The sequence below is a fragment of the Pantoea sp. ME81 genome (assembly GCF_903970985.1).
GTDB classification, from domain to species: Bacteria; Pseudomonadota; Gammaproteobacteria; order Enterobacterales; family Enterobacteriaceae; genus Pantoea; species Pantoea communis.
Genome location: NZ_CAJCKS010000052.1, coordinates 1 through 26,104 on the forward strand (window position 1 = coordinate 1; position 26,104 = coordinate 26,104).

Annotated in this window: 17 protein-coding genes; 9 read left to right on the forward strand and 8 right to left on the reverse strand. The window is 56.2% G+C overall.

Annotated elements, in window-relative coordinates; all coding sequences use genetic code 11:
- The 5 genes from bcsC to bcsR all read right to left on the reverse strand — a co-directional run.
- On the reverse strand, window positions 1-2,896 hold a 2,896-nt coding region (gene bcsC, locus H7A81_RS11865), incomplete at its 3' end, for a cellulose synthase complex outer membrane protein BcsC (protein WP_182057595.1).
- On the reverse strand, window positions 2,889-5,192 hold the full coding sequence (gene bcsB / locus H7A81_RS11870; protein ID WP_182057596.1) for a cellulose biosynthesis cyclic di-GMP-binding regulatory protein BcsB: 2,304 nt from the start codon (window positions 5,190-5,192) through the stop codon (window positions 2,889-2,891). The genes bcsB and bcsC, both read right to left, overlap by 8 nt.
- Window positions 5,193-5,201: 9 nt before the next feature.
- Window positions 5,202-7,817, reverse strand: a complete 2,616-nt coding sequence (gene bcsA / locus H7A81_RS11875; protein WP_182057597.1) for a UDP-forming cellulose synthase catalytic subunit — start codon at window positions 7,815-7,817, stop codon at window positions 5,202-5,204.
- Window positions 7,814-8,545, reverse strand: coding sequence for a cellulose biosynthesis protein BcsQ (bcsQ, locus tag H7A81_RS11880; protein WP_058960387.1), 732 nt, complete (start codon window positions 8,543-8,545; stop codon window positions 7,814-7,816). Before bcsQ ends, bcsA begins: the two co-directional genes overlap by 4 nt.
- Window positions 8,545-8,739, reverse strand: a complete 195-nt coding sequence (gene bcsR, locus H7A81_RS11885; RefSeq protein ID WP_034827811.1) for a cellulose biosynthesis protein BcsR — start codon at window positions 8,737-8,739, stop codon at window positions 8,545-8,547. The genes bcsQ and bcsR overlap by 1 nt, the downstream gene beginning before the upstream one ends.
- Window positions 8,740-8,932: 193 nt before the next feature.
- On the opposite strand from bcsR, the gene bcsE reads away from it, so the two are divergent.
- From bcsE to H7A81_RS11915, 6 genes are all read left to right on the forward strand, one after another.
- Entirely contained in the window at window positions 8,933-10,480 is a 1,548-nt protein-coding gene (gene bcsE / locus H7A81_RS11890) for a cellulose biosynthesis protein BcsE (protein WP_182057598.1), read from the forward strand.
- Window positions 10,480-10,668, forward strand: a complete 189-nt coding sequence (bcsF, locus tag H7A81_RS11895; protein WP_038643825.1) for a cellulose biosynthesis protein BcsF — start codon at window positions 10,480-10,482, stop codon at window positions 10,666-10,668. Before bcsE ends, bcsF begins: the two co-directional genes overlap by 1 nt.
- The gene (bcsG, locus tag H7A81_RS11900) at window positions 10,668-12,308 is read left to right on the forward strand and encodes a cellulose biosynthesis protein BcsG (protein WP_166933249.1); all 1,641 of its coding nucleotides are present in this window, start codon (window positions 10,668-10,670) and stop codon (window positions 12,306-12,308) included. Before bcsF ends, bcsG begins: the two co-directional genes overlap by 1 nt.
- Window positions 12,309-12,614: 306 nt before the next feature.
- Window positions 12,615-14,627 (forward strand): biofilm formation regulator HmsP, encoded by a 2,013-nt coding sequence (gene hmsP / locus H7A81_RS11905; protein ID WP_182057602.1) that lies wholly within the window; start codon window positions 12,615-12,617, stop codon window positions 14,625-14,627.
- Window positions 14,628-14,857: 230 nt separating this feature from the next.
- Window positions 14,858-16,138, forward strand: a complete 1,281-nt coding sequence (locus tag H7A81_RS11910) for a dicarboxylate/amino acid:cation symporter (protein ID WP_034827821.1) — start codon at window positions 14,858-14,860, stop codon at window positions 16,136-16,138.
- A gap of 245 nt (window positions 16,139-16,383) precedes the next feature.
- A complete protein-coding gene (locus tag H7A81_RS11915; RefSeq protein WP_058960384.1) occupies window positions 16,384-17,898 on the forward strand; it encodes a pitrilysin family protein in 1,515 nt (504 codons plus the stop codon).
- Between the two features lie 279 nt (window positions 17,899-18,177).
- On the opposite strand, the gene H7A81_RS11920 is transcribed toward H7A81_RS11915, so the two are convergent.
- Both H7A81_RS11920 and H7A81_RS11925 read right to left on the reverse strand, forming a co-directional pair.
- Window positions 18,178-19,050, reverse strand: a complete 873-nt coding sequence (locus H7A81_RS11920; RefSeq protein WP_034827823.1) for an alpha/beta hydrolase — start codon at window positions 19,048-19,050, stop codon at window positions 18,178-18,180.
- 434 nt (window positions 19,051-19,484) lie between these two features.
- On the reverse strand, window positions 19,485-20,417 hold the full coding sequence (locus H7A81_RS11925; RefSeq protein ID WP_182057599.1) for a sugar kinase: 933 nt from the start codon (window positions 20,415-20,417) through the stop codon (window positions 19,485-19,487).
- A gap of 284 nt (window positions 20,418-20,701) precedes the next feature.
- Between H7A81_RS11925 and pdeH the strand changes: the two genes are divergently transcribed.
- Both pdeH and H7A81_RS11935 read left to right on the forward strand, forming a co-directional pair.
- Window positions 20,702-21,475, forward strand: a complete 774-nt coding sequence (pdeH, locus tag H7A81_RS11930) for a cyclic-guanylate-specific phosphodiesterase (protein WP_038643818.1) — start codon at window positions 20,702-20,704, stop codon at window positions 21,473-21,475.
- A 61-nt stretch (window positions 21,476-21,536) separates the two neighbouring features.
- The gene (locus tag H7A81_RS11935; protein ID WP_182057600.1) at window positions 21,537-23,597 is read left to right on the forward strand and encodes an AsmA family protein; all 2,061 of its coding nucleotides are present in this window, start codon (window positions 21,537-21,539) and stop codon (window positions 23,595-23,597) included.
- Here H7A81_RS11935 and ppiC read toward each other — a convergent pair whose 3' ends face one another.
- Window positions 23,598-23,879, reverse strand: coding sequence for a peptidylprolyl isomerase PpiC (gene ppiC / locus H7A81_RS11940; RefSeq protein ID WP_034827827.1), 282 nt, complete (start codon window positions 23,877-23,879; stop codon window positions 23,598-23,600).
- Between the two features lie 196 nt (window positions 23,880-24,075).
- Between ppiC and rep the strand changes: the two genes are divergently transcribed.
- Window positions 24,076-26,097, forward strand: a complete 2,022-nt coding sequence (gene rep / locus H7A81_RS11945) for a DNA helicase Rep (RefSeq protein WP_182057601.1) — start codon at window positions 24,076-24,078, stop codon at window positions 26,095-26,097.
- Window positions 26,098-26,104: the final 7 nt, after the last annotated feature.

Below are 26,104 nucleotides of genomic sequence, written 5' to 3' on the forward strand. Positions count from 1 at the left end.
ATACGCCATTCGCACCGCCCTGATCGTAACTCAGCCCCACCGAACCACCGGTTGCCACTACGCCGCCCCAGGTTTTGCCGCCGTTGGCCGACGGATCGCGTGCACCGGCATAGGCCAGCAGCGAGCTGGAGATCGGTCGGCGTGAAGCGGTGAACGTCACGCCAATATCTTCCACGTCGGTTTTCCAGCTCAGACCGCCCACCCAGTTAGTGACTTCAAAGCCGAGCGGTGTGGTGCCGATATCGCCAGACCAGCGATCGTTATGCCAGCCAACGCCTATCGCCGTGCCTTCATCACGCTGGGTAAAGTCGCGGCTACAGCCACCGGAGTTATCATCATTACAGCTACCAAAGCGTTCGCTGTGGCTGCCATTGCTGGTAGAGAAAGTGCCCGCTGATACCAGAACATGATCGACGCGTAAAAAGCTGCGCCCGTCGGCCAGCGGTGTCTCCGCCTGCATCATGGTGGTATGCGCGGTGAAATCGGAGATACCGCCGGTGCCTTTATCGCGCGAATAATCCTGTTCGAGCGTGAAGGTGGTGTCCTGCTGACGATAGAGATCGGCGGCATCGCTGCGAATGCCGCGCTTCAGCCAGTCATCACTGGCATCGTTACGCGTCAAACGGGTGTAGCTGTCATTATCCTGCGGCACGTCGGGGCTGATGCCGCTGGCGGCCATCGCCAGGCGATAATCCTGCTGCGCTGCATCCGGCTGTTGCTGCTGTGTTTCCAGCCGTGCGGCATCGCGATACACCAGCGCTTTGCTTTGCGACGGGGCTTCTTTGGCAGCACGGGTTTTTAAATCATCGAATAGCTGCTGCGCATGCGCCGTATCGCCGCTGTTTTGCCAGGCCAGCGCCACGCGGCGTCCGCTGTTGATATTTTGCTGCGCCACGCTGGCAGGTAAAGCCTGCAGCGCTATGCGTGCTTCGTCTTTGCGTTTCAGGGCGATAAGGGCTTCGATGCGGCCCAAGGCAGCGTCATTATTGGTGGCATCCTGCTGCAGGACACGTTGGTAACTTGCCAGCGCCGATTTCGCGTCGCCGCGTTCAAGAGCCCAATCCGCCAGGGTGATATCACGTCGCGTCGAGGCCGGCTGCTGTTGCAACAGCGCCAGCGCGGCAGATTCATTGCCGTTGGCGCGCAGCTCACTGGCGCGGGCGTAGACTTTATCCTGCGTTAAGCGGCCCGCCAGCTCGTGCATATTGCTGTCCCAACGCGTTTCCGGCAGGCGATGCAGTGCCGCCAGTGCCGCATCATCCTGATCGCCGGACGAGAGCCACAGCGCCCAGGCATAGAGCGCGGCGGGTTCCTGCGCGTGCTGACGCACCATGGCATCCATCACCTGGGCGCCCTGTGCTTCTTCGCCACTGCTGCGTAGCGCACCGGCTAAACGATACGAGAGCCAGATATCGTTGGGGTTATCCTGCGCGGCCTGGCGATATTTCACCACCGCCTGATGCCACTGACCTTGCTGGGCCAGCGCATCCGCTTCAGCCCGCAGGCTGTCGCTGCGCAGTGAACGCAACGTCTCCGCCAGCGACCGCTGTTGCGCGGTGGGCAGGGCATTGATAAACGCCATCGCGCGAGCAGGTGACTGCTGCTGATACAGCGCGGCCAGTCGGCGCACGGCGGTGGTATTGCTGCGATCCAGGCGCAGCGCCTGTTGCCAGTACTGTTCTGCCTGCGCGTCGTTTTTACGCGCCTGCGCGACATCACCGAGGCCAATCAATGCCCAGCTGTCACGGTTATCCATGGCCTGCGCACTGCGATACTGGCGTTCCGCACCGGCCACATCGCCTTTTTTTAGCGCGTCGTCACCGTTGTTGATCGCCAGCCAGTAGCGGTTGGTTTGCAACAGTGATTGCCACTTGCCAATCTGGGTGCTGGCCTGTCCGGCCTGAATCGCTTTCTGCAGCCAGCCGATCGCCGCTGCGCGGTTATTGGCTCGCGCCTGCGCCTGACCCATCGCGCCCATCAGTTCGGCATCATTCGGGTTGGCTTTCAGCGCGGCGCTGAGTGACGCGATGGCACCTGCGCCTCCACCGGCATCCACCAGCGCCAGCCCGCGCATGCGTTGACGGTAAGCGGGATCGGCCAGCAGCTTCTGCTGTCGGGCCAGTTCTTCCTCGCCGCGTTGTTGCGCATCACCGGAAGTGAATACCTGCAGATACTGCTTCAGACTGGCAACAGTACTGTCTGACACCGGCTGATTTTGAATCTGTTGCAGCCAGAGTTCGGAGGCGGCATCACGCCCGCCGTCACGATTGGCCAGACGACGCAGCTGCACCAGCGCCTCGCCTGGCTGATTGTTATCAAACGCCATGCGCGCCAGCTGCAGTTCAACCCCGATATTGCCGGGATAACGCGCTTCCAGCGCCTGCAACTGGCGATAAGCGGTGGGCTGCTGACCGGGTAAACGTGCCACCAGTCGCCAGTATTCCAGTTCAGTATTCACATCCGGGAACACGCCGTGGAACAAGGCATCCCAGGCCGTTTTCGCTTCTTCAACGCGTCCTGCGGTGGCCAGCAAACGTGCCTGCTGCAGTTGCTGGCGCCCTTCAGCGCTCATCAGACGCAGGCCGGTTTCCGATTCACGCGTCGCCACGTCATTCGGCGCCACTTTCTTCAGTTCATCCAGCAGCGTCTGCGCTTTCGCCTGATCGCCCTGACGCAGTGCCATGCGAATTTGCGCCGCCAGCACCTGCGGATTATCAGGATCGATTTTTTCCAGGCGATAAAGCGACTGCTGCACCAGATCATACTTGTTGGTGGATTCACCGGTGCGAATCTGCATCAGCAGCCAGGCCACCGGTGACACCTGCGGGCCCTCGGCTGCCATGCCGGAGCCCGCCAGGATAGTGGCAATCAGCAGACCGAGTGGCAGTTTATTCATCGTCTTCCAGCTCGGCCAGGCGGCGACGGCTCACCATGCGCATCAGGCGCCATGCCATCAGAGCAAACAAGATCACCACCACCACGGCACAAATCGCCAGCCACACCGGATGCGTTGCCAGCAGATTCCACAGCCGCTCCCACCACGGCAGATGACCGACGAAGTAGGTATCGCCGACGCGCACGCTGGTGACGCCCGACTCGCGCACAACGGTAGCAGAACCGAACACGGCGGCGCGCTTGCCGCTGTCGAGCAGGGCATTATTCAGCAGATCCCAGCCGCGCGGGCTGTCGGCCAGCAGCGCAACCACGCTGCGCTGATCGTTAAACGGCGACTGGAAGCCGACGATGGCACCCATCGGGCCGCGTGAGCGGATACCGGTCTGGCTCTCTACCGCACGATCGCTGGCGGACACCGGTACATTCTGCGCGGTAATCGGGCGTGATGGCATGTTGATCCAGCTACGCGCCGCATCCGCCAGCAGGTTGATCTTTTTGTCATCCTGCAGATCCTGCGGAATGCCGCCGATCATGAGCAGGTCTGCGTCTTTATCTTTTGCCTGGTTCCAGTCATCGCTCATCTGCACGCGCAACGCCGGATAGCCGGTCTGGGCACCGATGGCGCCCAGTGCGTTCAGCATAGTGCTCACTTCACCGTTCGCGGGCTTCGGCTGTACTAACACCAGCGTCTGCGCCAAATCGGCGTAACGGCTGTAAGGAAAACCGGCGTTGGCGTACGCGCCCAGTGAAGGCATTTCGATGTAGTGGCGATAGCCGGAGAAGTCGATGCTGGAGTTGTCATCGATCACCACATGGTGGCCCACCGCGGTGACGGTTTCGCAACGGCCGTCGGCGGTGCCACCAATAAAGGTGTTGGCGTAATCAAAGCTGAAGCGCAGTTGGTTGACCACGCCGAGGCGCAGCGCCGGGATGGTCAACTGGCGGTTGCTGTCCTGCAGGCCTTGCATGAGCGGAATGCGCATGATCTGCTGGCCTGCCGTGTCTTTCGGCGTCAGCGGGTAATCCTGCATGAACTGATTGTTCAGATGCACCGCCAGGCGCGAGCCATCTTGCTGGATCGGCGAGGTGTAGCGGTAAATCAGATCCATGTCGATGCCGCGCGCACGCACCAGGAACAGGTCCGGCGGCAGGTTCAGCGTCAGACTGATCGGGTTCGGCTGCAAACCATCGGCCTGTAGCTGGTTCTGATACTGCGTCAGCTCGGCAAACGTGGTGCGGCGATCGGTGCGCACCCAGTTTGGCGCATCATAGGCCTGACGCGGTGCCAGCATTTTTACACTGTCAATGGTTGAGGTATCCCCGCGCAGCAGCAGTTCGCCTTGCGCAATACCTTCGACGGCGGTCAGCAAATCGTTGTCATCGCGGCCGAGAATCAGCAGCATTTTTTCGTAGGGATTGTCCGGCTGGCTCACCATTTCCACCGTGGGTTTCTCCACCGGTGGCAGATCTTTCAGGAAGTCCGGGCGATGATCGTTGGTGGCAAACACCACCGCATGCTGTTCTTTTGGTAGCTGGTTATACAGGACCGGGAAGGATTGACCACGCCACTGTGCTTTGCTGCCGAACCACGAAGCCAGAATCCCTGCGGCACGCTGCTGCAGCAGGTTAGGCTGATTGCTGAACACCATCGGCAATTGCAGTGGGCGGCTGTCGCGGGCATCAAAGAACGGTTCCGGGAAGTGCGACAGGTCGTTCTTCAACGGCAGCTTTTGCAGCGTCAGGTCGAGTTTGCTCTCTTTACCGATATCCATCCAGATGGTGCTGTTGGCCGGGTTTTCACACACGTTGGCGTAGTGGCCCACCAGTTCAAGGCGCACGCGGTTAAAATCGCCAATAAAACGCGGATCGATCGGCAACTGAGTTTGATTTTCTTTGCCCAGCTGATCGGCGGTCACGGTGACCAGTCCCACCAGCTCATCGTTGAGATAGACCTTGAGCTGCGACAGCGTCGGAATCAGCGCCGGTGAAGGGCGATAGCTGAGCGTCAGCATGGCGCGTGTCACCACTTCATCACTGCGCACGCCGAACTCGATCTGGCTGGTAGGCTCGGTGCCGCGCAGCGTCATGCTGCCCGGCGGCGGCGCGACCTGATTAAACAGCAGTTGGCTGTCGCGCAGCGGGGCATTGGCATCCAGCGGCTGGCTGACGACCGGCAGCGGTATCTGTGCGCTGGCGCGCGGTGCTTCAGGGGCAGAAGGCTGCGGTGCGGCCTGTGCCAGCGTTGCAGTGCCCAGCAGCAGGGCAGTAAACCAGCTCAGTTTTCTCGTCATGGTCATATCATCAACTTATGAAAAATCGGTTTTGATTGCCGCAGGTGCGCGGCTAATGCCCTGCGGCAGCAGTGTTGCCAGCCAGCTCACCAGGGAAGTCAGTGCACGGAAAAGACGGCGCAGCGGGGCAGGGCCATACTCCGCCAGACGCAGGTAACCTTTGAAACCCAGCACCATAATATCGGCCAGACTCTGCACCGGTTTATCTTCCGGGAAGCCGTCCTGCCACAGCGCCCAGGTGTCGGCGCGGGCGAAGGTACACTGGATAAATTCAATATGCTGGCGGGTGGTGAGCTGATGCAGGCGAATCCCCGCGCGACGGCCAAATACACGCTGAACCTGGCACGGGAAGCTGAACTCCTGCTGGCCACGGCGCAGCAGCAGCCACACCGGCTCATCCTCTTTCAGTGCATCCGCCTCACGCAGTTCGACACCGACACCACCATCTGAATAGTCGCGCAGGGTGCACGGCACCATATGGCCATCTTCACGTGCAATGGCGGCGGGCATGGCGATCTCCACGCGATGTGCTTCACGAATCTGGCGCGCTTCCACCGAAACGGCTACGGCACCGCCGAGAATAATCATGTTGTACACCACCCACACCAGGCTGACCCAGATGGTGAGTAACTCGTTAGCCGGGCCATACGCCATGCGCCAGAACGCCATGCCGATGCCCGCGATATTCAGCAGCACTAGCATCATGTAGGGCTTGGTGATCACCCAATCGAGGTGACGCTCTTCGACCAGGCCACCTTTTGCGGTGACGTTGAACTTGCCTTTGTGCGGGTTGAACAGCGCGACGGTGGTGGGACGCGCGATGTACCACGCCAGCACGGTTTCATACACTTCACTCCAGAACGAGTGACGCCAGCGTCCCTGAATACGGGAGTTGGTCAGGCTGGTGTGCACCATGTGTGGCAGTACATAGATTGCAATCGCCAGCGCCGGCGCGTAGATGATGTAGGCGTGGCATAGCAGAAACGCCAGCGGTGCCAGCAGGAAGATCAGACGTGGAATCCCGGCGAGGAAGTGCAACATGGCGTTGGCGTAGCACAGCCGCTGTACCAGCTTTAGGCCCTTGCCCATCAGCGGATTGTCGAGGCGGAAAATCTGCACCATGCCGCGCGCCCAGCGAATACGCTGGCCGATGTGTGCGGACAAACTCTCGGTGGCGAGGCCCGCCGCCTGTGGAATACGGATATAGGCGGAAGTGTAACCCTGACGATGCAGACGTAGCGAGGTGTGCGCATCTTCGGTTACGGTTTCCACCGCTATGCCGCCAATCTCATCCAGCGCGGCGCGGCGCAATACGGCGCAAGAGCCGCAGAAGAACGCCGCATCCCAAGTATCGTTACCGTCCTGCACCAGGCCGTAGAACAGCGAGCCTTCATTGGGTGTCTGGCGGAAGCGACCAAGGTTACGCTCGAACGGATCGGGCGAGAAGAAGTGGTGCGGCGTTTGCAGCATCGCAAGGCGGTGATCCTTCAGGAACCAGCCCATGGTCATCTGCAGGAAAGAGCGCGTCGGTACGTGGTCACAGTCAAAAATCGCCACGTAATCGCTGCGGCAGGCCCCTTTCAATGCGTGATTGATGTTGCCGGCTTTGGCATGTTCATGGGTAGGGCGCACCACGTAATTGATGCCCACGCTGGCGGCAAATTCGCGAAACTCCTCGCGGCTGCCGTCATCCAGAAGGTAGATGTTGAGCTTGTCCTGCGGCCAGTCGATGCCCATCGCGGCATAAATGGTTGGTTTCACCACGCTTAGCGGTTCGTTGTAGGTGGGCACCAGGATATCGACGCTGGGCCAGGATGTGATCTCGGGTGGCATGGAGACCGGCTGGCGATTGAGTGGCCACAGCGTCTGGAAATAGCCCAGTACCAGCACCGTCCATGAGTAGGTTTCAGCGCCAATCAACAGCAGACCGAATGTCAGACTCAGCGGATCGTCCCAGTTCAGGGTTTCAGTGTAGCGCCACCACAAATAACGACAGGAAATGGTGAGTGACAGCACAATCAGCATGATAGTAGAGAGGCGGCCCGGCACGCGACGCACCATCATCGCCAGGCCCCATAGCAGTAGCACGAAGACAAATTGCGTGGTGATGCCAAACGGCTGTGAAATACACAATAGCGCCAGCAGGCTGGCGACAATCGCCGCGACAATAAACAGCAGCTGGCGTACACGCGGTGGCAGTTTCTGCAACTGCTGTTCGGTACGCAGATGAATGCCCGTTTTCGCCATGTGCGCGGGAAGCGCTCCCAGCCATTGATAAAACTGCTGCCGCCAGCGGAACAGGGGGCCAAACGCGTTAAACCGTTTGCGCTCGCTGCGTGCGCTGTTGTCGAGCGGTAACACCAGCATCAGCCACAGGCTCTGCATGGCGTAACGCACAACGTCTAACGGGCGTGGACGTAACGGTGAGATTTGCGGATAGTATCGCTGACGCTGTTGCAGCAAGCGCTGCCAGCCGGGCATTTCCAGCCGTAGCAGCGACCAGGCGAGCACGCACCATAGCAGATGCAACATCACGGTTAAGCGGCCCGCGCCGTGCTGGCGCGCCACGCGGGCACGGCTTTGCAGCGCCTGCCAGGCCTGAGGTACCAGCAGCCAGCGCAACGGATTCACGCCGCACCGCCCGCAACGTTCAGCAATAGCCAGTTCGCCAGCGTATTGATTTCTTCGCTTGCCAGCGCATGAGGACGATATTCGCCCACCGGTTGTTTCATCATCAAGGCTTCTGCCAGTGCTTCATCGCGGTGAATCACCTGCGGAATCAGATTCTTTAGCGTGCGCAGCCACAGTTGATGCAGATCCTGTTGCAGCTGACTGTTGGCGTTGAATTGATTGATCAGAAACAGCGTGTGCGGCAAAAAACGCGGATGGTGCAACCGCAACTGGCAGTTAGCATCCAGCGATAGCACCTGCAGCAGGCGATCGGCGTGGAGGGCGAAGGATCGTTGCCACGGCAGCAGATCCGCTGGAAGGTCGAGGATCACCCAGCGATAGTGTGATTTCAGGGCCGGCAACGCCTTCAGCAACGGCGTGGCGAACGAGGTGTCGGCGTTTTGCAGACTTAAGCACTGCTGAGAGGTTAATGCGCCAAACGGCAGGAAATCGAGACCGGTTTGATAGCGCTGCGCGCACTGCTGCCACGGCTGCTGTTCCAGCAGTGCGGGAACCCAGCCCTGGGTGTGATTGAGCGGCAAGTTAAAATGGGCAGCCAGTTGATTCGAATCAGAAAAGTCGATGACCAGCACCGACTCCTGTAAAGCATTGAGCGCCCAGCCAAGTGCCGCACTGAGTGATGTTGCGCCACAACCGCCGCGCAAACCTTGTAAGGCAATGACCGGCATTAGCGTTCAGGCTCCTGGTCGGCGGATAATTCACGCAGCAGCGGCCAGCGCGTCAGCAGACTATTCAGTCGCTCTTCGCGGGCAATATCAATGTAACGAAATGCCTTAAGGGAAAAGGCTTCGCTCAGGGTATTAATGTCATCCTGATCTTCAGTGGTAGACGCGATCAGCGAAAAGGCATTCTCTGTTTTCATTACTTTTTGCCACCAAAAAACAGCAATGGATGAATTGTGGTTCTATTTTTTGTAAAGTTTAAACCCGGAAAAATGCGCAGACTATGTAAAAATCAATATCATTTGAGATAGCGCAGGTTTTAATTATTTCAGCAGTTCCAATCGTTGCCGTCTATATTAAACTAGCCTGGATTGTTCTGATCGCGAAACAAATATGAAAAATCGCTATGCGCTTGGCCTACAACAGGTTCAGCAGGAATTAGTTACCCTGCAAAATCCGGGGTTTTATTGGATTACCAGTCAGCGTCAGGAAGACGCGCGGGTACTGCTGCGTCAGGTGGTGAGCCATCAACAGGCGGCAACCCTGGTCAGTTCAGATGAGAAGCCTCAGTCTTTACTTACGCCGGACCCACTGACGGGCCCAGCGCGCATTCCCTTATTTTCGCTGCCAGCCAATAAAACCGGCCTGCAGCATCTGGAGAATGATTTCGCGCGTGTACTGAATAGCCGCAGTGGTTTAGTGCTGTTTTACAGCAACGCTGCGCAGTGGAGTAAATTATCCGAGGATGAACTCACGCTTTGGGTGAAACGCATGCGGCGGTTGTTGATCAAAAAACAAATCACGCTGTTACTGATCACCTCGGGGGCGTCGATTATTCATCTGCGTAACCATCTACAGCGTTATTTTCGCCAACTTGATGGTGTCGCACATTTAGAATTTCAACAGGATAGCTGGCAATATCGAATTAACTGGTGGTACTCCGCAGACAAATTACTGGCTGACCGTGCGATTCGCCTGAGTTGTAATGATAATCAATTCATTGCCATTAATGACGTTGAGCAAACCACCCCCCTTAGCCTTAATGATGAAAATCAGTTTCTGGCACAAGAGGGGGTGCTGGAAGGCGCACCGCCGCTTTCCAGCCAGTGGCAGCTGTTTAGTGATAATGAAAGCGTATTTTCGCGTGCGCAACAGGCCAACGCCGCCACGGTCATTTTTAGTCTGGCCCATAACCAGGATATCAATGCCCTGGCAAAAATGGTCCACAGTTTGCGCCGCTCACGCGGTAACGCATTAAAAATTGTGGTACGCGAAATCAGTACCAGTCTTAGGTATAGCGATGAGCGATTATTGCTGGCCTGTGGCGTCAATGCCATCGTGCCCGGCGCTCAAACGCTGTCGCGCTTTCTCACCACGCTGGAAGGGATTCAGGGCCAGCAGTTTACGCGTCATGTTCCGGCCAACTTGCCCGCGCTGATGCAGGCATTACAGCCGCTGCAGCAAAAAGGCTATTTGCAGCTGGAGCCGTTCTGCGCGGCGGTACAGCAGCTGATGAGCAATACGCTGCTGCCAGAAAACGACAAGGGGCTGATGGTGGCATTGCGCCCGGTGCCGCAGCTGAAACCTGAGCAGATTCTGACGCTGTGTAAACCGCGTCGTTTTGGTGATTTGGTGACGCTGATTAACGATCGCATCTATCTGTTTCTGTCATCCTGCCGCTTCAACGATTTGGATATTGCGTTGAAATCGATTTTCTCGCTGCCGCACGATGAGTTGTTTAGTAACCGCGTGGTGTGGTTCGAGGACAACCAGATTTTGTCGGAAGTGCACAAGATTCGTCAGCTGACGCCGGTGGCGCAGCGTGAAGTGCCGATGGCACCGATTGAGGCCCCGTGGGCAAACAAGGTGTCCGCTTCTGACCTGCGTGGGGCGCAAACCCCGCAACCTATTGTTCTCAATCTTGATGGAGATCGCCGCTGATGACACTGATGGATTGGGTGCAGGTGGCGATCCTGCTGTTATTAATTTTACTGTTCCTGAAATCGTTGTTTGTGCGCTGGTTACCGCGCAGTAGCACCAGCCTGCTGATGCGTCTGCTGCCACCGCGTGCGCTGAAGTCGGAAGGGCAGTGGCAACGCAAATCTGCTAAAACGGATACCAAACCGTAATGAGTGATAACAAACCTTCGACGCTGCACGCTTCGTGGTGGCGCGGTCTCGGCGGCTGGAATTTCTACTTCCTGATCAAATTTGGTCTGTTGTGGTACGGCTACCTTAATTTTCATGCGCTGAGCAATCTGGTGTTCCTGGCGTGGCTGCTGTTCCCGCTGCCGTCACGTCGTTTGCATCGTGTGCGTCACTGGGTGTCACTGCCGATTGGCTTTGCGCTGTTCTGGCATGACACCTGGCTGCCGGGACTGGAATCGATCATGAGCCAGGGTAGCCAGGTCGCAGGCTTCTCCTCAGCTTATCTGCTCGATCTGCTGGAGCGCTTTATCAACTGGCAAATGATTGGCGCAGGCTTTGTGCTGCTGGTGATCTATATGTTCGTGGCGCAGTGGATCCGCGTCACGGTGCTGGTTTCTCTGATGCTGATCTGGCTTAACGTGCTGACCATTGCCGGACCGGCGATGAATCTGCTGCCAACCAAAGCGGCGACACCGGAAGTGGCATTGAATAACCCTCCAGCCGCGACCAAAGCACCGGAGGGACTGGACCAGTCTGCACCACCGACCAGTGCCAATCTGACCTCCTGGCTCAATCGTTTCTACGACAGTGAGCGCCAGCGCGCCACCCATTTCCCGGATGCGCTGCCCGCGGATTCTCAGCCGTTTGATATTTTAGTGATTAACATCTGTTCGCTGTCATGGTCGGACATGGATGTAGCACAATTGCGTGACCATCCGCTATGGAAGCATTTTGATATCCTGCTGGACAACTACAACTCTGCCACCGGCTACAGCGGTCCGGCAGGGATTCGTTTGCTGCGTGCCAGCTGTGGCCAGACTTCACACTCTAATCTGTATAAGGCCACCGATCAGCGCTGTTACCTGTTTGATAACCTGGCGAAACTGGGCTTTAAGCAGGAACTGATGATGGATCATACCGGCGTGTTTGGTAACTACCTCAAAGAGCTGCGTGAAGAGGGCAATTTGCAGGCACCGCTGATGTCACAAGCGGGAATTGCGCCAGAATTGACCTCCTTTGATGGTTCGCCAGTGTTCAATGACGGGCAATTGATGCAGCGCTGGCTCGACGATCGGACTAAAAGCAGCGATGCGCGCAGTGCCACCTTCTACAACCTGATTCCGTTGCATGACGGCACGCGCGAGTTGGGCAGCACGCGCACCGCTGACTGGCAGCCGCGCGCTAAAATGCTGTTTGATCAGCTGGATACATTCCTGACCAATCTGGAGAAATCAGGACGCCGCGTGATGGTGCTGGTGGTACCGGAGCACGGTGCTGCGCTGCAGGGCGATAAAATGCAGATGTCTGGTCTGCGTGATATTCCCAGCCCGAGTATTACGCATGTGCCGGTGGGCATTAAGTTTGTCGGGATGAAAGCGCCACACCAGGGACAGCCGTTGAGCATTGATACGCCAACCAGTCTGCTGGCGATTTCCGAAATCATTTCCCGTGTGGTGGATGGTCAGGTGTTTAACGCGCCGAACGTCAATATGTCGGTGTTAGCGGATAATCTGCCGCAATCACCGGTGGTGTCCGAAAACGACAATGCGGTGGTGATGATGTATCAGGGTAAACCCTGGATTCGTCTGAACGGCGGCGATTGGGTGCCTTATCCGCAATAGCAGGGGTCGCGGCGCAAATTTTGCGCCGCGACTTTAACGTGCACAATTCCTAATCACCGATTTATCTCGTGTTTCCCGCCTTTTTTCGACTTTATCCCGGCGCATAAAAATGCTGACCTGCGATATACTCGCTGCGCATTTCATCTATACCCGTCATTCTTCAAGTTGCAGGTGCGTTGGCTGTGCTCATTTATCCCAGTCACTTACCTGAGTAAGCTCCTGGGGATTCATTCCCTTGCCGACTGCCTGCACCTTGAATAATTTAGGGTATACATAGTCGATTTAAGTGGTCGGGAGAGGGTTTTGTTGCGCGTCAGTCGCTCGTTAACGATAAAACAGATGGCAACGGTGTCCGCCGTGGCAATGGTGACCATCAGCATTTTTATCGTCATCCAGTTATTCCACTTTGTGCAGCAGCGCAGGATTGACTACGCCCAGCAGATGGAAAATATCGCGCACACGGTGCGCCAACCGCTGTCAGAAGCCGTTCTGAAAGGCGATATTCCGCAAGCTGAACGCATCCTGAATACGTTGAAACCGGCGGGCATCCTGTCTCGTGCCGATGTAGTATTGCCGAATGCGTTTCAGGCGCTGCACGCCGATTTTGTGCCGGAAAAACCGGTGCCGCGCTTCGTGGCACGTCTGTTTGAACTGCCGGTGCAAATCACGCTGCCGCTTTATTCGGTAGAACGTACTGGACTGCCGAAGCCTATCGCCTATCTGGTGCTGCAGGCCGACTCCTCTCGGGTATACCAGTTCCTGCTCAGCACGCTCTCCACCATGATTACCACCTATTTGCTGCTGGCGCTGATACTTTCGGTGTCGATTAGCTGGTGTATCAATCGCCTGATCGTCCATCCTTTGAGAAGTTTGTCGCGTGATTTGCAGGAGTTGCCACCGCAGGCCATTCTCACACACAAGCTCGACCTGCCGCATAATCATCGCGACGATGAAATCGGCATGCTGATCCGCAGCTACAACCGCAATCAACAGGTGCTGGAGTCGATTCATGATGAGATGAGTCGCATGACCACCCATTTTGCCGTGACCGACCTGCCCAACCGTGCCCTGTTCCTGGCGTTACTGGATCAGCACGCCAGCCATCGCCATAGCCGTCAGCCGTGGGGATTGATGGTGATTCGTATTGAAACGTTGCAGGAAGCTAATGGTGTACTGAGTGATGAACAGCGCGACACCCTGATGCTGACGCTGGTGGAGAAGATTCGTAGCACCGTTGACGACCACACCCTGCTGGCGCAAACCGGACCCAGTGATTTCGCGCTACTGATGAAGCGCGCGCACAACCCGTTCCGCGCCATGCGTCTGGCGCGCAACCTGATGATTCGCATTAACCAGCCGGTGAACCTGCATCAACTTCAGCTGCGTCCAAACGCCAGTATTGGCCTGGCGCTGCATGATGACAGTGTCGTCAGTGCCAGCGAGCAACTCGACCGCGCGACCTCGGCAATGATGTCGGCGCGTCATCAGGGCAAAAACCAGATTCTGTTCTTTGATCCGGCGCTGACTGAGCGGGCGCAAAAACGCCTGACGCAGGAGCACGATATCCTGCAGGGGTTGCAGGATGGTCAATTTGCACTTTATCTGCAGCCGCAAATCAATATGCAAACCGGTGAGCTGGCGGGCGCGGAAGCGCTATTGCGTATGCGTATGCCGGATGGCAGCTATGGTTTGTCAGAAGAGTTTATCGCCAGCGCGGAAGAGATTGGGGTGATTTCCGCGATTGGGCGCTGGGTGTTTGAAGAAGCCTGCCGCATCCTTGCCGCGTGGCAGAAGCTGGGCATCAATATTCCGCTGAGCGTCAATATATCGGCAGTTCAGTTGCGTGACCCCAGCATGGTGAGCCATTTGCAAGGCTTGCTGGAGCGCCATCGTATTGCACCCGGCAATTTCGTGCTGGAAATTACCGAAACCGCGCAGATTGGCGATGCCGAGCAAGCGATTTCGCTGCTGCGTTCACTGCAGCAAACCGGCGTGGCCGTGGCGCTGGATGATTTTGGCATGGGTTACTCCAATCTCAATTACCTGCATCAGTTTAAAGCGCTGCCGGTGAACAAGCTGAAGATGGACCGCAGTTTTGTCGCGGCGCTACCGGATGATGACACCATGGTGCGTATTGTCGCGGCGATTGCGGACATCATTCATCTTGATGTTATTGCTGAAGGTGTGGAAACCGATGAGCAGCGAGACTGGCTGCTGGCACGCGGAATTACTATAGGGCAAGGCTACTTATACGCTGAAGCGCTCCCTCTTAACGTCTTCAACCAACGCTGGCTTGACAGCTCGTCACATCCTGAATAATCACATTGTTTATTGATTTTCCTCACGAAATTGCAGTCATATAGTTTGCTGAAGCGTTTCAGTTCATAGTTAGAGTTTTGTAACTTTTGTAAGGAATGTAAGGGTATATTAATCCTGTTATCGGAGTGTTATTTTCCCGCAATCGGTAAGGTTTTTCGCTTCCAGGCGGCTTGCCGCATGCGTTCTCCATAATAACGGCGGTGAATTCCGTCTATACCTGGACACCTGTTATGAAACTGTTCAAAAGCCTCTACTTCCAGGTGCTGGTTGCCATCGGCATCGGCGTCCTGTTAGGCCACTACTATCCTGAGTTAGGCGCGCAAATGAAGCCGCTTGGCGATGGTTTCGTTAAGCTGATCAAGATGATCATCGCCCCCGTGATTTTCTGTACGGTGGTGACCGGTATTGCCGGCATGGAGAGCATGAAAGCAGTTGGACGGACTGGCGCAGTTGCGCTGCTCTACTTTGAAATTGTCAGCACCATCGCGCTGATTATTGGCCTGGTCGTGGTTAATGTGGTGCAGCCGGGCGCGGGGATGAACGTTGATCCCGCGACTTTGGATGCCAAAGCCGTGGCGGTTTACGCCCAACAGGCGCAAGAACAGGGTGTTGTTGCCTTCTTGCTTGATATTATCCCGGGTAGTGTGATCGGTGCCTTTGCCAGCGGTAATATCCTGCAAGTGCTGCTGTTCGCCATTCTGTTTGGTTTTGCTCTGCATCGTCTGGGTAACGCCGGTACTGTGATGTTCAACGTCATTGAGAGCTTCTCCAAAGTGATCTTCGGCGTTATCAATATGATTATGCGCCTTGCACCGATCGGTGCCTTCGGTGCCATGGCGTTTACCATTGGTAAATACGGCGTGGGCTCACTGGTGCAGCTCGGTCAGTTGATCATCTGCTTCTACATCACCTGCGTGCTGTTTGTGGTGGTGGTGTTAGGTTTGATTGCACGCTGGGCCGGCTTCAACATCTTCAAATTTGTCGCCTACATCAAAGAAGAGCTGCTGATCGTGCTGGGTACCTCTTCATCTGAATCTGCGCTGCCGCGTATGCTCGACAAGATGGAGAAGCTGGGTTGTAAGAAATCGGTGGTGGGTCTCGTTATTCCAACGGGATACTCTTTTAACCTTGATGGCACCTCGATTTACCTGACCATGGCGGCGGTATTCATTGCCCAGGCCACCAATGCGCACATGGATATCTTCCACCAGATCACGTTGTTAGTGGTGCTGCTGCTCTCCTCAAAAGGCGCAGCGGGCGTGACCGGCAGTGGCTTTATCGTGCTGGCGGCCACCTTGTCTGCAGTCGGACATTTGCCGGTAGCGGGTCTGGCGCTGATTCTGGGTATCGACCGCTTTATGTCCGAAGCGCGTGCATTGACCAACCTGGTGGGTAACGGCGTGGCGACGGTTGTCGTGGCGAAGTGGGTCGGTCAGCTGGATGAGAAGCAGATGAAAGCGACGCTTTCTTCAGCGAAAAAGGTCAATAACGCCTCACAAACCAGCGTCTGATCGTCTATTTGCGTTAATTTCCCGAGAAATGCCCGCTGTCGCTTGCCCTGACAGCGGGCATTTGCATAATAAACCCCATTGATTTTTTTCCCGATTTTTTACCTCGTTGCGCGACATCCTGACCTTCCTGTGGTCAAAGAGTCTGTTCTTCATTAAACGTGGCGGCTATGGGCCGCGCCGGTCACCAAAGATGTGACCGTACATGTCGCGATAACGAGCGTTGATCTGTTTATGTAGGGGTTCACATGCAGGGCACCAGAATTCGACTTTTGGTTGGCGGATTAATCCTTGCGGCATCCGGCTTTGGCGCGCACGCCGAGACACTCCAGCCCGATCCCGCGTGGCAGGAAGGCAAACTGGACAATGGTTTTAGCTGGCAGTTACTCACCACGCCACAACGTCCAAGCGATCGTATTGAATTACGTCTGATTGTTAACACCGGTTCACTGGTGGAGAGCGCTCAGCAAACCGGTTTCAGCCATCTGATACCGCGTCTGGCAATGGTGCACAACACCGCGCTGGATACCAATCAACAGCGTGCACTGTGGCAGCAAGCCATGGATCCGCAACGCCCGTTGCCGCCAGCGATCTCATCGTACGATTACACCCAATACAACCTGAGCTTGCCCAACAACCGCCCGGAGCTGCTGAAAGAAGCGCTGAACTGGCTGGCGGCGACCGCAGGGAAAATGACCATTAATGAGCAGGTGGTTTCGACCGCGCTGACCGCGACCGATCCGATTGCCACCTGGCCGCCAAATACCCAGGATGTCTGGTGGCGCTATCGCCTGAAGGGTTCAGCGATGCTGGCGCACGATCCGGGCGAGCAGCCGCGTGCGCCGGTGGATATTGCACAGCTCAACAGTTTCTATCAGCAGTGGTACACGCCGGATGGCATGACCCTGTATGTGGTGGGCAACGTTGACAGCCGCAGCATGGCAGAACAAATCAACAAAACCTTCTCCGCGCTGAAGGGGAAACGGGTTGCGCCCGCAGCGCTGCCTACGCTCTCTCCTTTGCCGCATCAGCCTGTCAACCTGGTGAATGGCGGGATGAGTCAGGATCGCCTGTCGCTGGTGTGGGATACGCCGTGGCAACCGATTCGTGACTCACAGAACTTACAGCACTATTGGCAGAGTGATTTGGCGCGTGAAGCGCTGTTCTGGCATGTGCAACGCGCGCTGGCGGACAGCAAAGCACAGAGCGTGCAGGTGGGCTTTGATTGCCGCGTGCTTTACCAGCGCGCGCAGTGTTCCATCAACATGGACAGTCCGAACGCATCGCTGGCGCAGAACATGAACCAGGTGGCGAAAGAACTGGCGGCAGTGCGAGATAAAGGTTTACCGCAGGATGAGTTTGATGCGTTGATGGCGCAGAAGCTGCTGGAACTGAATAAGCTGTTCGCCACCTATGCGCGCACAGATACCGATATCTTGATGGGGCAGCGTCTGCGCTCGCAGCAGAATGCGGTGGTGGATATCGCGCCGGAGCAGTATCAAAAGCTGCGTCAGGCGTTTCTCAGTGGGTTGACGCGTGACCAGCTGAATCAGGAATTGCGCCAGCAGCTGACGCAGGAACTGACGATGGTGCTGATTCAACCACAAGGTGAAGCTGAGACCAACGTGAAGATGCTGCAGGACGGCTGGGATAAAGTGATGAAGGTACCGGATGCGCCTGCGGCACCGGCGGCTTCTGATGAAGCTAAACCGGAAAGTAACGGCAGCGCGAGCGCGACCGACCCGGCTCAACCCTCGTCATGACGCAGGATTTATCATTCATGGCCGAGTCATCAAGTCTTATGACTCATGGCATATGAGATCGCCAAAATAATTTGAGTAGCAGCACAAAAGCGCCTTGAGGCGCTTTTGAACATCACGTCCATGCAGCCACGTCGCTGCGTTTCAGGGCATGAATTATCCCTGAAATCATTTGAGCTGCAGTAAGGCGGCAAGTATGTTCATCGCCAGTCACTGACTTCAGCCAGTGACTGGGGTGACTGCGTGCAGCCAGCGCCGCTGCGGTTCAAATTATGAAGGGGATTATGTCTTAGCGCGGAGCCATTCGGTGACCAGCATCGGCCAACTGGCGAGGGGCAGATCCGCGACGCCGCGAATGCCAAATCCATGGCCGCCTTTCTGATAAAAGTGAATTTCCACCGGCACCTTGTGCTCACGCAGGGCGCTGAAAAACACCATGCTGTTGTTTACCGAAACCGCGTCATCATCGCTAGCGTGAATCAGCAGCGTGGGCGGTGTCTGCGCATGTACGCGCGTTTCCATGGAATACGCATCAATCAACCTCTGATCCGGCCATGCGCCGAGCAGGCGAGTGCGCGAGCTTTCGTGTGCCAGACCGTCGCGCATGCTGATCACCGGATAGAGTAGCACCATGGCATCTGGACGTGGCGAGAAGCTGTCGGCCTGATCCTGCACTGGATAAATTTTCTCACCAAAGCGCGTCCCCAGGCTGGCAGCCACGTGCCCACCCGCTGAGAAGCCCATCATCACAATGTATTTGCCGTTCATGCCGCGCTGCGCACGATCGCGCAACACGCGCACCGCACGTTGTGCATCGGCCAGTGGGGCATCGGGACCTTCGTGATGGCCATCGTAGGGCAGGCGATAAGTCATCACTGCCAGCGTATACCCCATCGATGTGAAGAACGTGGCGAGGGCACTGCCTTCACGGTCAATCAGCACTCGCTGATAGCCGCCGCCGGGCGCCACCAGCAGCGTAATGCCGTTGGAGGTTTCCGGGTGCCAGATTGCCATTTCAGGGCAACGCACGCCGGTTGCGGCGCGGTCATAGGGTTCGTACTCTTTGGCGAGATCGACGATTTGCGGTTGAGCGCGCGAATCACTCGCGCCTGGCGCATCACCGTGTGGCCAGATATTAATGATTTCTGTGTGCATAAATCAGTCCTGAGCGAGTCGTGTTGTCATTATTTTGTTCGCGGCCGGATTAACAGCGTCCTGCTGTTGTTGATTAAAACATGGTCTGTTTTCGCGCTGGCGTCCAGCCGAAAACCCACCATTTCTGCAGTTTCGGACTATGCCTGGCGGCCCGATTTCTGTCCGTAATCTATTGAATTTAAATTGATATGGTAAGGGTTGCTAAACTGGCGTAGGCGGATATGAGCCAAAGATGGATCGCTGGCGAGGTTAGTTAAAATTCACAGTGTAATCTCGGGGTTTAAGGCAAATTATCCTGTGCATTGTGTAAATCGTGATTATCAAATCAACAGCGGCAAAGTGAACGACTGGCGCCCTGCATCGTGTCAACGGACATCCAGCGGCGCCAGGCGTCGTGCCTGAAATAGCGCCGCTGGGAAATGTTGAGGGGAGGGTTATTGCGGCATAGCGCTTAAAGGGATAATGGCTCCGCGATGCTGGATCACCGTGCTTGCGGTGAGATGACCGCGCGCGGCCGCATCTTCTGCCCTCCCTCCGGCTAAACGTACGGCCAGATAACCGGCGCTGAAAGAGTCGCCTGCGGCCGTGGTGTCGATCACTTTCTCTTTTGCCAGCTTGATGGCGGGCACTTCACGCAGCGGCTCATCGCCTATCGCCACTAAACAGGAATCGGCACCGCGTTTGATGGCAATTTCCTGCACACCGGCTTCGCGCGTGCGTGCAATCACTGCGTCCAGCGGCTGTTCACCCCACAGCAGGTGCTCATCATCCAGCGTCAGGAAGGCGATATCGGTGTGATGCAGCATCTCGGCATAAGCCTGTTGCGCGCTAGATTGGTCTGCCCACAGACGTGGACGGTAATTGTTATCGAAAATGACCTTGCCACCGTTTTGGCGACAGGCGCTGAGCAGTGCCATCAGTTTCTCTCGGCTGGTGGCCGGCAGAATCGCCAGGCTTATACCGCTGAGATAGAGGTAATCGTAGTGGGCCAACTGGGCGCAAATCGCGTCAGACTCTGGGCCATCCAGCCAGAAGCGCGCAGCGGCATCATTGCGCCAATACCAGAAGGTGCGCTCGCCGTGTTCGTCGGTTTCAATGAAATAGAGGCCCGGCATTTTATTGTCGAGGCGCTGAATGAGCTGGGTGTGAACCTGCTCCTGCTGCCAGGCAGCGATCATCTGGTCACTGAAACTGTCGGTGCCCAGCGCGGTGACATAGTCCACCCGCAACTGCTGGCTATCTGACTGGCGTGCCAGATAAACCGCCGTGTTTAGCGTGTCGCCGCCAAAACCACGTTTGATGTTCTCACCTTTTTCGGACAGCTCAATCATGCATTCGCCAATGATGGCAATGTTCTTCTGCGTCATGGTCTTCGGCCTGTAGTGAATTCTGCCCTCGAGTCTCGCGTCTGGTATGGCAGCTGTCAATGGTTTTTAAAACGATGTTTTAATTTAACTTAAGGTGCCTGCACCCACTTTCCACGGCGATTTAACGGACAAAGCGCCGCTTGTTTTGCCGATTAAGCCTGAAACGCGCTGATACACTCAACTGCTCGTGAGGTGGCTGAGACCAATAAAGTTATCGTGTTACTCGCCGATACTTGCCGCTGAGAAACAATTTGCAGGCACCCACCACCTACCAGGAAAAAACCATGGTGATGAACAATTTAAGTCATCGGCTGCCTATTTCAATTGAACTGGAGCAACAACAGGAAACGCGTTTCTTCTGGCAGCAGTGCCAACGATTCTATACTTTCCAGCCGATTTACCAGGTCTCCGGCCGTTTACTGGCTATTGAATTACTGACTGCGGTGACACACCCCTCCGCACCCGAGAAAAGGTTGTCGCCCGAAACCTATTTTGATGCGCTGACTATCGCGCAGCGCCTTGATGTCGTCGAGGAACAGCTTGAGCTGTTATTACAGTGGTCACACTTTTTCAGTCAGCGTCAGCTGGTGGCCTCGGTGAATATTGATGGTCCGACGCTGTTAGCCATTGAGCAGCATGACGATATCCGCCAGTTGATTACGCAACTCCCCTGGGTGCGATTTGAACTCACGGAGCACCACGCATTGCCGCAGGAAGAGATGGTGGCGAAGATGCCTGAACTGGGTCCGCTGTGGCTCGATGACTTTGGATCAGGCATGGCAAACTTCTCTGCGCTGACTGAGCTGCGCTATGACTACATTAAACTGTCGCGCGAGCTGTTCATGCTGCTTCGCTCTACCGATGAAGGCCGCTCGCTGTTCTCCATGCTACTGGCGTTGATCAATCGCTATTGCAACGGCGTTATTGTTGAAGGCGTGGAGACCGAAGAGGAGTGGCAGCAGGTACGCAATTCACCTGCAATGGCGGCACAAGGCTATTTCTTCTCGCGGCCTGTTCCCTTCAGCACGCTGGAATCCCTGGCGCTCGAGCTTCCCTGATCCCGATCCGCAACGTCTCGACTACAGTTATGTGAGACGTTGAGGGCAAGGAGGAAGCAGAATGTCACGTACGGGAAAAGTCCTGAGTTGGGTTTTCGGGATTTTATTGTTGTTGGTTGTGGTGGTGGTGGTGATTATCGCCACGTTTGACTGGAACCGCCTGAAGCCAACCATCAACCAAAAAGTCTCCACTGAGTTAAACCGGCCTTTCGCCATTCGTGGTGATCTGGGTGTTGCCTGGGTGCGCAATCGCGAAGAACCCGGTTGGCGCAGTTGGGTGCCGTGGCCGCAGGTGCATGCCGATGACATTATGCTGGGCAATCCGCCGAATATTCCCGATGTCACCATGGTGCATTTGCAGCGCGTTGAAGCCACGCTTGCGCCGCTGGCGCTCCTGCATAAACAGGTTTATTTGCCGTGGATTAAAATGCAGCTGCCCGATGCGCGGCTGGTGCAGACGGCGGATAAAAAGAATAACTGGACCTTCAACTTAGCCAGCAGCGAGAACAGCGATGCTAATGCGCCGCCTTCTGCCTGGTCTTTCCGCCTCGATAATATCCTGTTCGATAAAGGCCAGATTCGTTATCGCGATGCCATCAATAAAGCCGATGTGACCGTCACCCTTAATCCACTGGGCAAACCGGTGCCTTACGCGCAGGTAGCGGGCGGTAATGACCAGCAGAAAGGCGCGGGCGATTTTGTCTTTGGCTGGCAGGCGGAGGGGACATACAACAATCAGAAATTGACTGGCGACGGCAAGATCGGCGGCATGCTCTCGTTGCGCAGCAAAACCACGCCGTTCCCACTGCAGGTGGATGTGCGCAACGGCACCACGCGCGTGCGCGTTGACGGGACGTTGCAGGATCCTTTAAATCTCGGCGGGCTGGATGTGCGTCTGCGTTTTGCTGGCGATACGCTGGCGAATCTGTACGGTTTAACCGGCGTGCTGCTGCCTGATACGCCGCCGTACGAAACTGACGGCCATTTGATCGCGCGCTTCAATGAAGAGAAAGGGCCGCTGTTCCGTTACGAAAACTTCAATGGGCATATTGGCGATAGCGATATTCACGGCTCGCTGGCTTATCACCAGGTGAAACCGCGCCCAACGTTGACCGGAGAATTAACCTCGAACCAGTTGCGCATGGCGGATTTAGGCCCGCTGATTGGCGTGAATTCGGGCAAGGGCAGTGAGAAAACCCAGCAGGCTAAAGCCCAGCGTGGTGACGCTTCGACGCAACCGGCCGATCGCGTGCTGCCACATGACAAGTTTGATACCAAAAGCTGGGACGTGATGGATGCGGATGTGAAATTCAGCGGAAAACGCATCGAACACAGCAGCAAGCTGCCGCTTAGCGACCTTTATACCCATCTGCAGTTGAAAAACGGTGACCTGCTGCTCGATCCGCTGCGCTTCGGCATGGCGGGCGGTAGTATCAACTCCACCATTCATCTGGAAGGGGATAAAAGCCCGATGCACGGTCGCGCGGATTTGCATGCGCGTAAGCTGCAACTGCGTCAGCTGTTCCCGAATGTCACGGCGATGCAGCGTAGCCTGGGTCAGTTAAACGGCGATGCCAGCCTGAGCGGTACCGGCAACTCGGTGGCGGATATTCTGGGGACCAGCAACGGCGAGCTGAAACTGCTGATGAATGACGGATTGATTAGCCGTAGTCTGATGGAAATTGCCGGCCTGAATGTCGGTAACTATGTGGTCGGCAAACTGTTTGGCGATGATGAGGTGCGCATCAACTGTGCCGCCACCGATCTCAATATCCGTCAGGGTCTCGCCACGCCGAAAGTGTTTGTGCTGGATACGGAGAATGCGGTGATTAATGTCACCGGCAACGTTAACTTTGCCAATGAAAGGCTGGACTTATCCATTAATCCAGAGAGCAAAGGCATTCGTATCATCACCTTGCGATCGCCACTGTATGTGCGTGGCACCTTCAAAAATCCGGATGCGGGAGTGAAAGCCGGGCCGCTGATCGCACGTGGCGCTGCTGCGGTGGCGCTGGGCGCAGTGGTGGCGCCGGCCGCCGCACTGCTGGCACTGATTTCACCCAGTGATACAGATGCCAACCAGTGCAGCAACGTGTTGCAGCAGATGAAAAGTAAAAAGTGATCAGTTGCGCCACAGCACTTTGATGATGTGATAACCAAAGGCGGTTTTCACCGGCCCGTAAGGTTGCAATAGCGGGCAGGAGAACACCGCCTTATCAAAGGCGGGCACCATCTGGCCTTTACGGAATTCACCCAGATCGCCGCCGTTACGTCCCGATGGACAGGTGGAGTGTTTTTTTGCCAGCTGCTGGAAGTTTGCGCCCTTTTCCAGCTGGGCCAGCAGGGATTTGGCCTGCGCTTCATCCTTGACGAGGATGTGCAAAGCTGCCGCGGTTTTCGCCATGTTGGTGTCTCTGTATGTATGTATAATGTTCGGCGCATTATATCCCCGTCCTACTTCAAATTGCAGGTGCGTTGGCTGCGTATGCTTGATACGGTGACTGATTGAGTCAGTTTCCGGGAGTCGCTCACCTGTCCATATTCCTGCTATGCGAAATCGTCAGGGGATCTCCTTTTCATTAGTTGAGTGATATTCCGTTATGCGTTTAAACCCCGGCCAACAACGTGCTGTCGAATTTGTCACCGGTCCCTGCCTGGTGCTGGCCGGTGCAGGCTCGGGTAAGACCCGCGTCATCACCAATAAAATCGCCCACCTGATCCGCGAGTGTGGCTATCAGGCGCGCCATATCGCGGCCGTCACCTTCACCAATAAAGCCTCGCGCGAGATGAAAGAGCGTGTCGCACAAACGCTTGGACGTAAAGAGGCGCGCGGCCTGATGATCTCCACCTTCCATACGTTGGGGCTGGAGATAATCAAACGTGAATACAAAGCGTTAGGAATGAAAGCGAGCTTCTCGTTGTTCGACGATCAAGATCAGCTGGCGCTGTTGAAAGACCTCACTAAACAGTGGCTGGAGGAAGACAAAACGCTGTTGCAGCAACTGATCTCCACCATTTCCAACTGGAAGAATGATCTGGTCGATCCGCAGGGTGCGGCTGGCCTGGCCAAATCCCAGCGCGACCAGATTTTTGCCCACTGCTATCAGCTGTATGACCAGCATCTGAAATCCTGCAACGTACTGGATTTCGACGATTTGATTGCGCTGCCGACGCTGTTGCTGCAACGCAATCAGGAAGTGCGTGAGCGCTGGCAGCAGCGTATTCGCTATTTATTGGTGGATGAGTATCAGGATACCAACACCAGCCAGTATGAGCTGGTGAAACTGCTGGTGGGCGCGCGGGCGCGTTTCACCGTGGTCGGTGATGATGACCAGTCGATTTACTCCTGGCGTGGTGCGCGACCGCAAAACCTGGTGCTGCTGAAAGAGGATTTTCCAGCGCTGGAAGTGGTGAAGTTGGAGCAGAACTATCGCTCAACCCAGCGCATTCTGAAGTCAGCTAACATCCTGATTGCCAATAATCCGCATGTGTTTGAGAAGCGCCTGTTCTCCGAGCTGGGTGAGGGCAGCGAGCTGAAGGTGCTGAGTGCCAACAATGAAGATCATGAGGCCGAGAGGGTCGCCGGTGAGTTGATTGCCCATCACTTCGTTAATAAAACCGCCTACAAAGATTATGCGATTCTCTATCGCGGCAACCACCAGTCGCGCGTCTTTGAAAAGCAGCTGATGCAAAACCGTATTCCTTATCGCATCTCTGGTGGCACCTCGTTCTTCTCGCGGCCGGAAATTAAAGATTTGCTGGCTTATCTGCGTGTACTGACCAATCAGGAAGACGACAGCGCTTTCCTGCGTATCGTTAACACGCCGCGCCGTGAGATTGGGCCTGCCACGTTGCAGAAGCTGGGTGAATGGGCCAACTTGCGCAATAAAAGTCTGTTCAATGCCAGCTTCGATATGGGGCTGGAACAGACGCTGAGCGGGCGCGGTCTGGAGCATCTGCAGCGCTTTACCCAATGGCTTAACGAGATTATTCAGCTGACGGAGCGCGAGCCAGTGAATGCGGTACGCGATCTGATTCGCGGTGTCGATTATGAAAGCTGGTTGTTTGAGACCTCGCCCAGCCCCAAAGCCGCTGAGATGCGCATGAAAAACGTCAATACGCTGTTCCAGTGGATGACGGAGATGCTGGAGGGCGATGAGCTGAATGAGCCGATGACGTTGGCGCAGGTGGTGACGCGCTTTACGCTGCGCGACATGATGGAACGCGGCGAGAGCGATGAGGAGAGCGATCAGGTGCAGCTGATGACCTTGCACGCCTCCAAAGGGTTGGAGTTCCCGTATGTTTATCTGGTCGGTATGGAAGAGGGGTTGTTACCGCATCAGAGCAGCATTGATGAGAACAACATCGAAGAGGAACGCCGCCTGGCCTATGTGGGGATTACCCGCGCGCAAAAAGAGCTGACCTTTACCCTGTGCCGTGAACGCCGTCAGTATGGCGAACTGGTGCGTCCGGAACCGAGCCGCTTCCTGATGGAGCTGCCGCAGGATGATGTGGTGTGGGAACGCGAGAAAAAAGTGGTCAGCGCCGAGGAGCGGGTGAAAACCGGGCAGACGCGCGTCGCGGGCTTGCGTGCGATGCTGGAGAATGCGAAGAAGGGGTAAATCCCCC

Bases quoted from the DNA above. Each gene is read 5' to 3' on its own strand.
- bcsB (WP_182057596.1), bottom strand. From the start codon at position 5,192: ATGACCATGACGAGAAAACTGAGCTGGTTTACTGCCCTGCTGCTGGGC.
- bcsQ (WP_058960387.1), bottom strand. From the start codon at position 8,545: ATGCCGGTCATTGCCTTACAAGGTTTGCGCGGCGGTTGTGGCGCAACA.
- bcsR (WP_034827811.1), bottom strand. From the start codon at position 8,739: ATGAAAACAGAGAATGCCTTTTCGCTGATCGCGTCTACCACTGAAGAT.
- bcsE (WP_182057598.1), top strand. From the start codon at position 8,933: ATGAAAAATCGCTATGCGCTTGGCCTACAACAGGTTCAGCAGGAATTA.
- bcsF (WP_038643825.1), top strand. From the start codon at position 10,480: ATGACACTGATGGATTGGGTGCAGGTGGCGATCCTGCTGTTATTAATT.
- bcsG (WP_166933249.1), top strand. From the start codon at position 10,668: ATGAGTGATAACAAACCTTCGACGCTGCACGCTTCGTGGTGGCGCGGT.
- H7A81_RS11910 (WP_034827821.1), top strand. From the start codon at position 14,858: ATGAAACTGTTCAAAAGCCTCTACTTCCAGGTGCTGGTTGCCATCGGC.
- H7A81_RS11915 (WP_058960384.1), top strand. From the start codon at position 16,384: ATGCAGGGCACCAGAATTCGACTTTTGGTTGGCGGATTAATCCTTGCG.
- H7A81_RS11920 (WP_034827823.1), bottom strand. From the start codon at position 19,050: ATGCACACAGAAATCATTAATATCTGGCCACACGGTGATGCGCCAGGC.
- H7A81_RS11925 (WP_182057599.1), bottom strand. From the start codon at position 20,417: ATGACGCAGAAGAACATTGCCATCATTGGCGAATGCATGATTGAGCTG.
- pdeH (WP_038643818.1), top strand. From the start codon at position 20,702: ATGGTGATGAACAATTTAAGTCATCGGCTGCCTATTTCAATTGAACTG.
- H7A81_RS11935 (WP_182057600.1), top strand. From the start codon at position 21,537: ATGTCACGTACGGGAAAAGTCCTGAGTTGGGTTTTCGGGATTTTATTG.
- ppiC (WP_034827827.1), bottom strand. From the start codon at position 23,879: ATGGCGAAAACCGCGGCAGCTTTGCACATCCTCGTCAAGGATGAAGCG.
- rep (WP_182057601.1), top strand. From the start codon at position 24,076: ATGCGTTTAAACCCCGGCCAACAACGTGCTGTCGAATTTGTCACCGGT.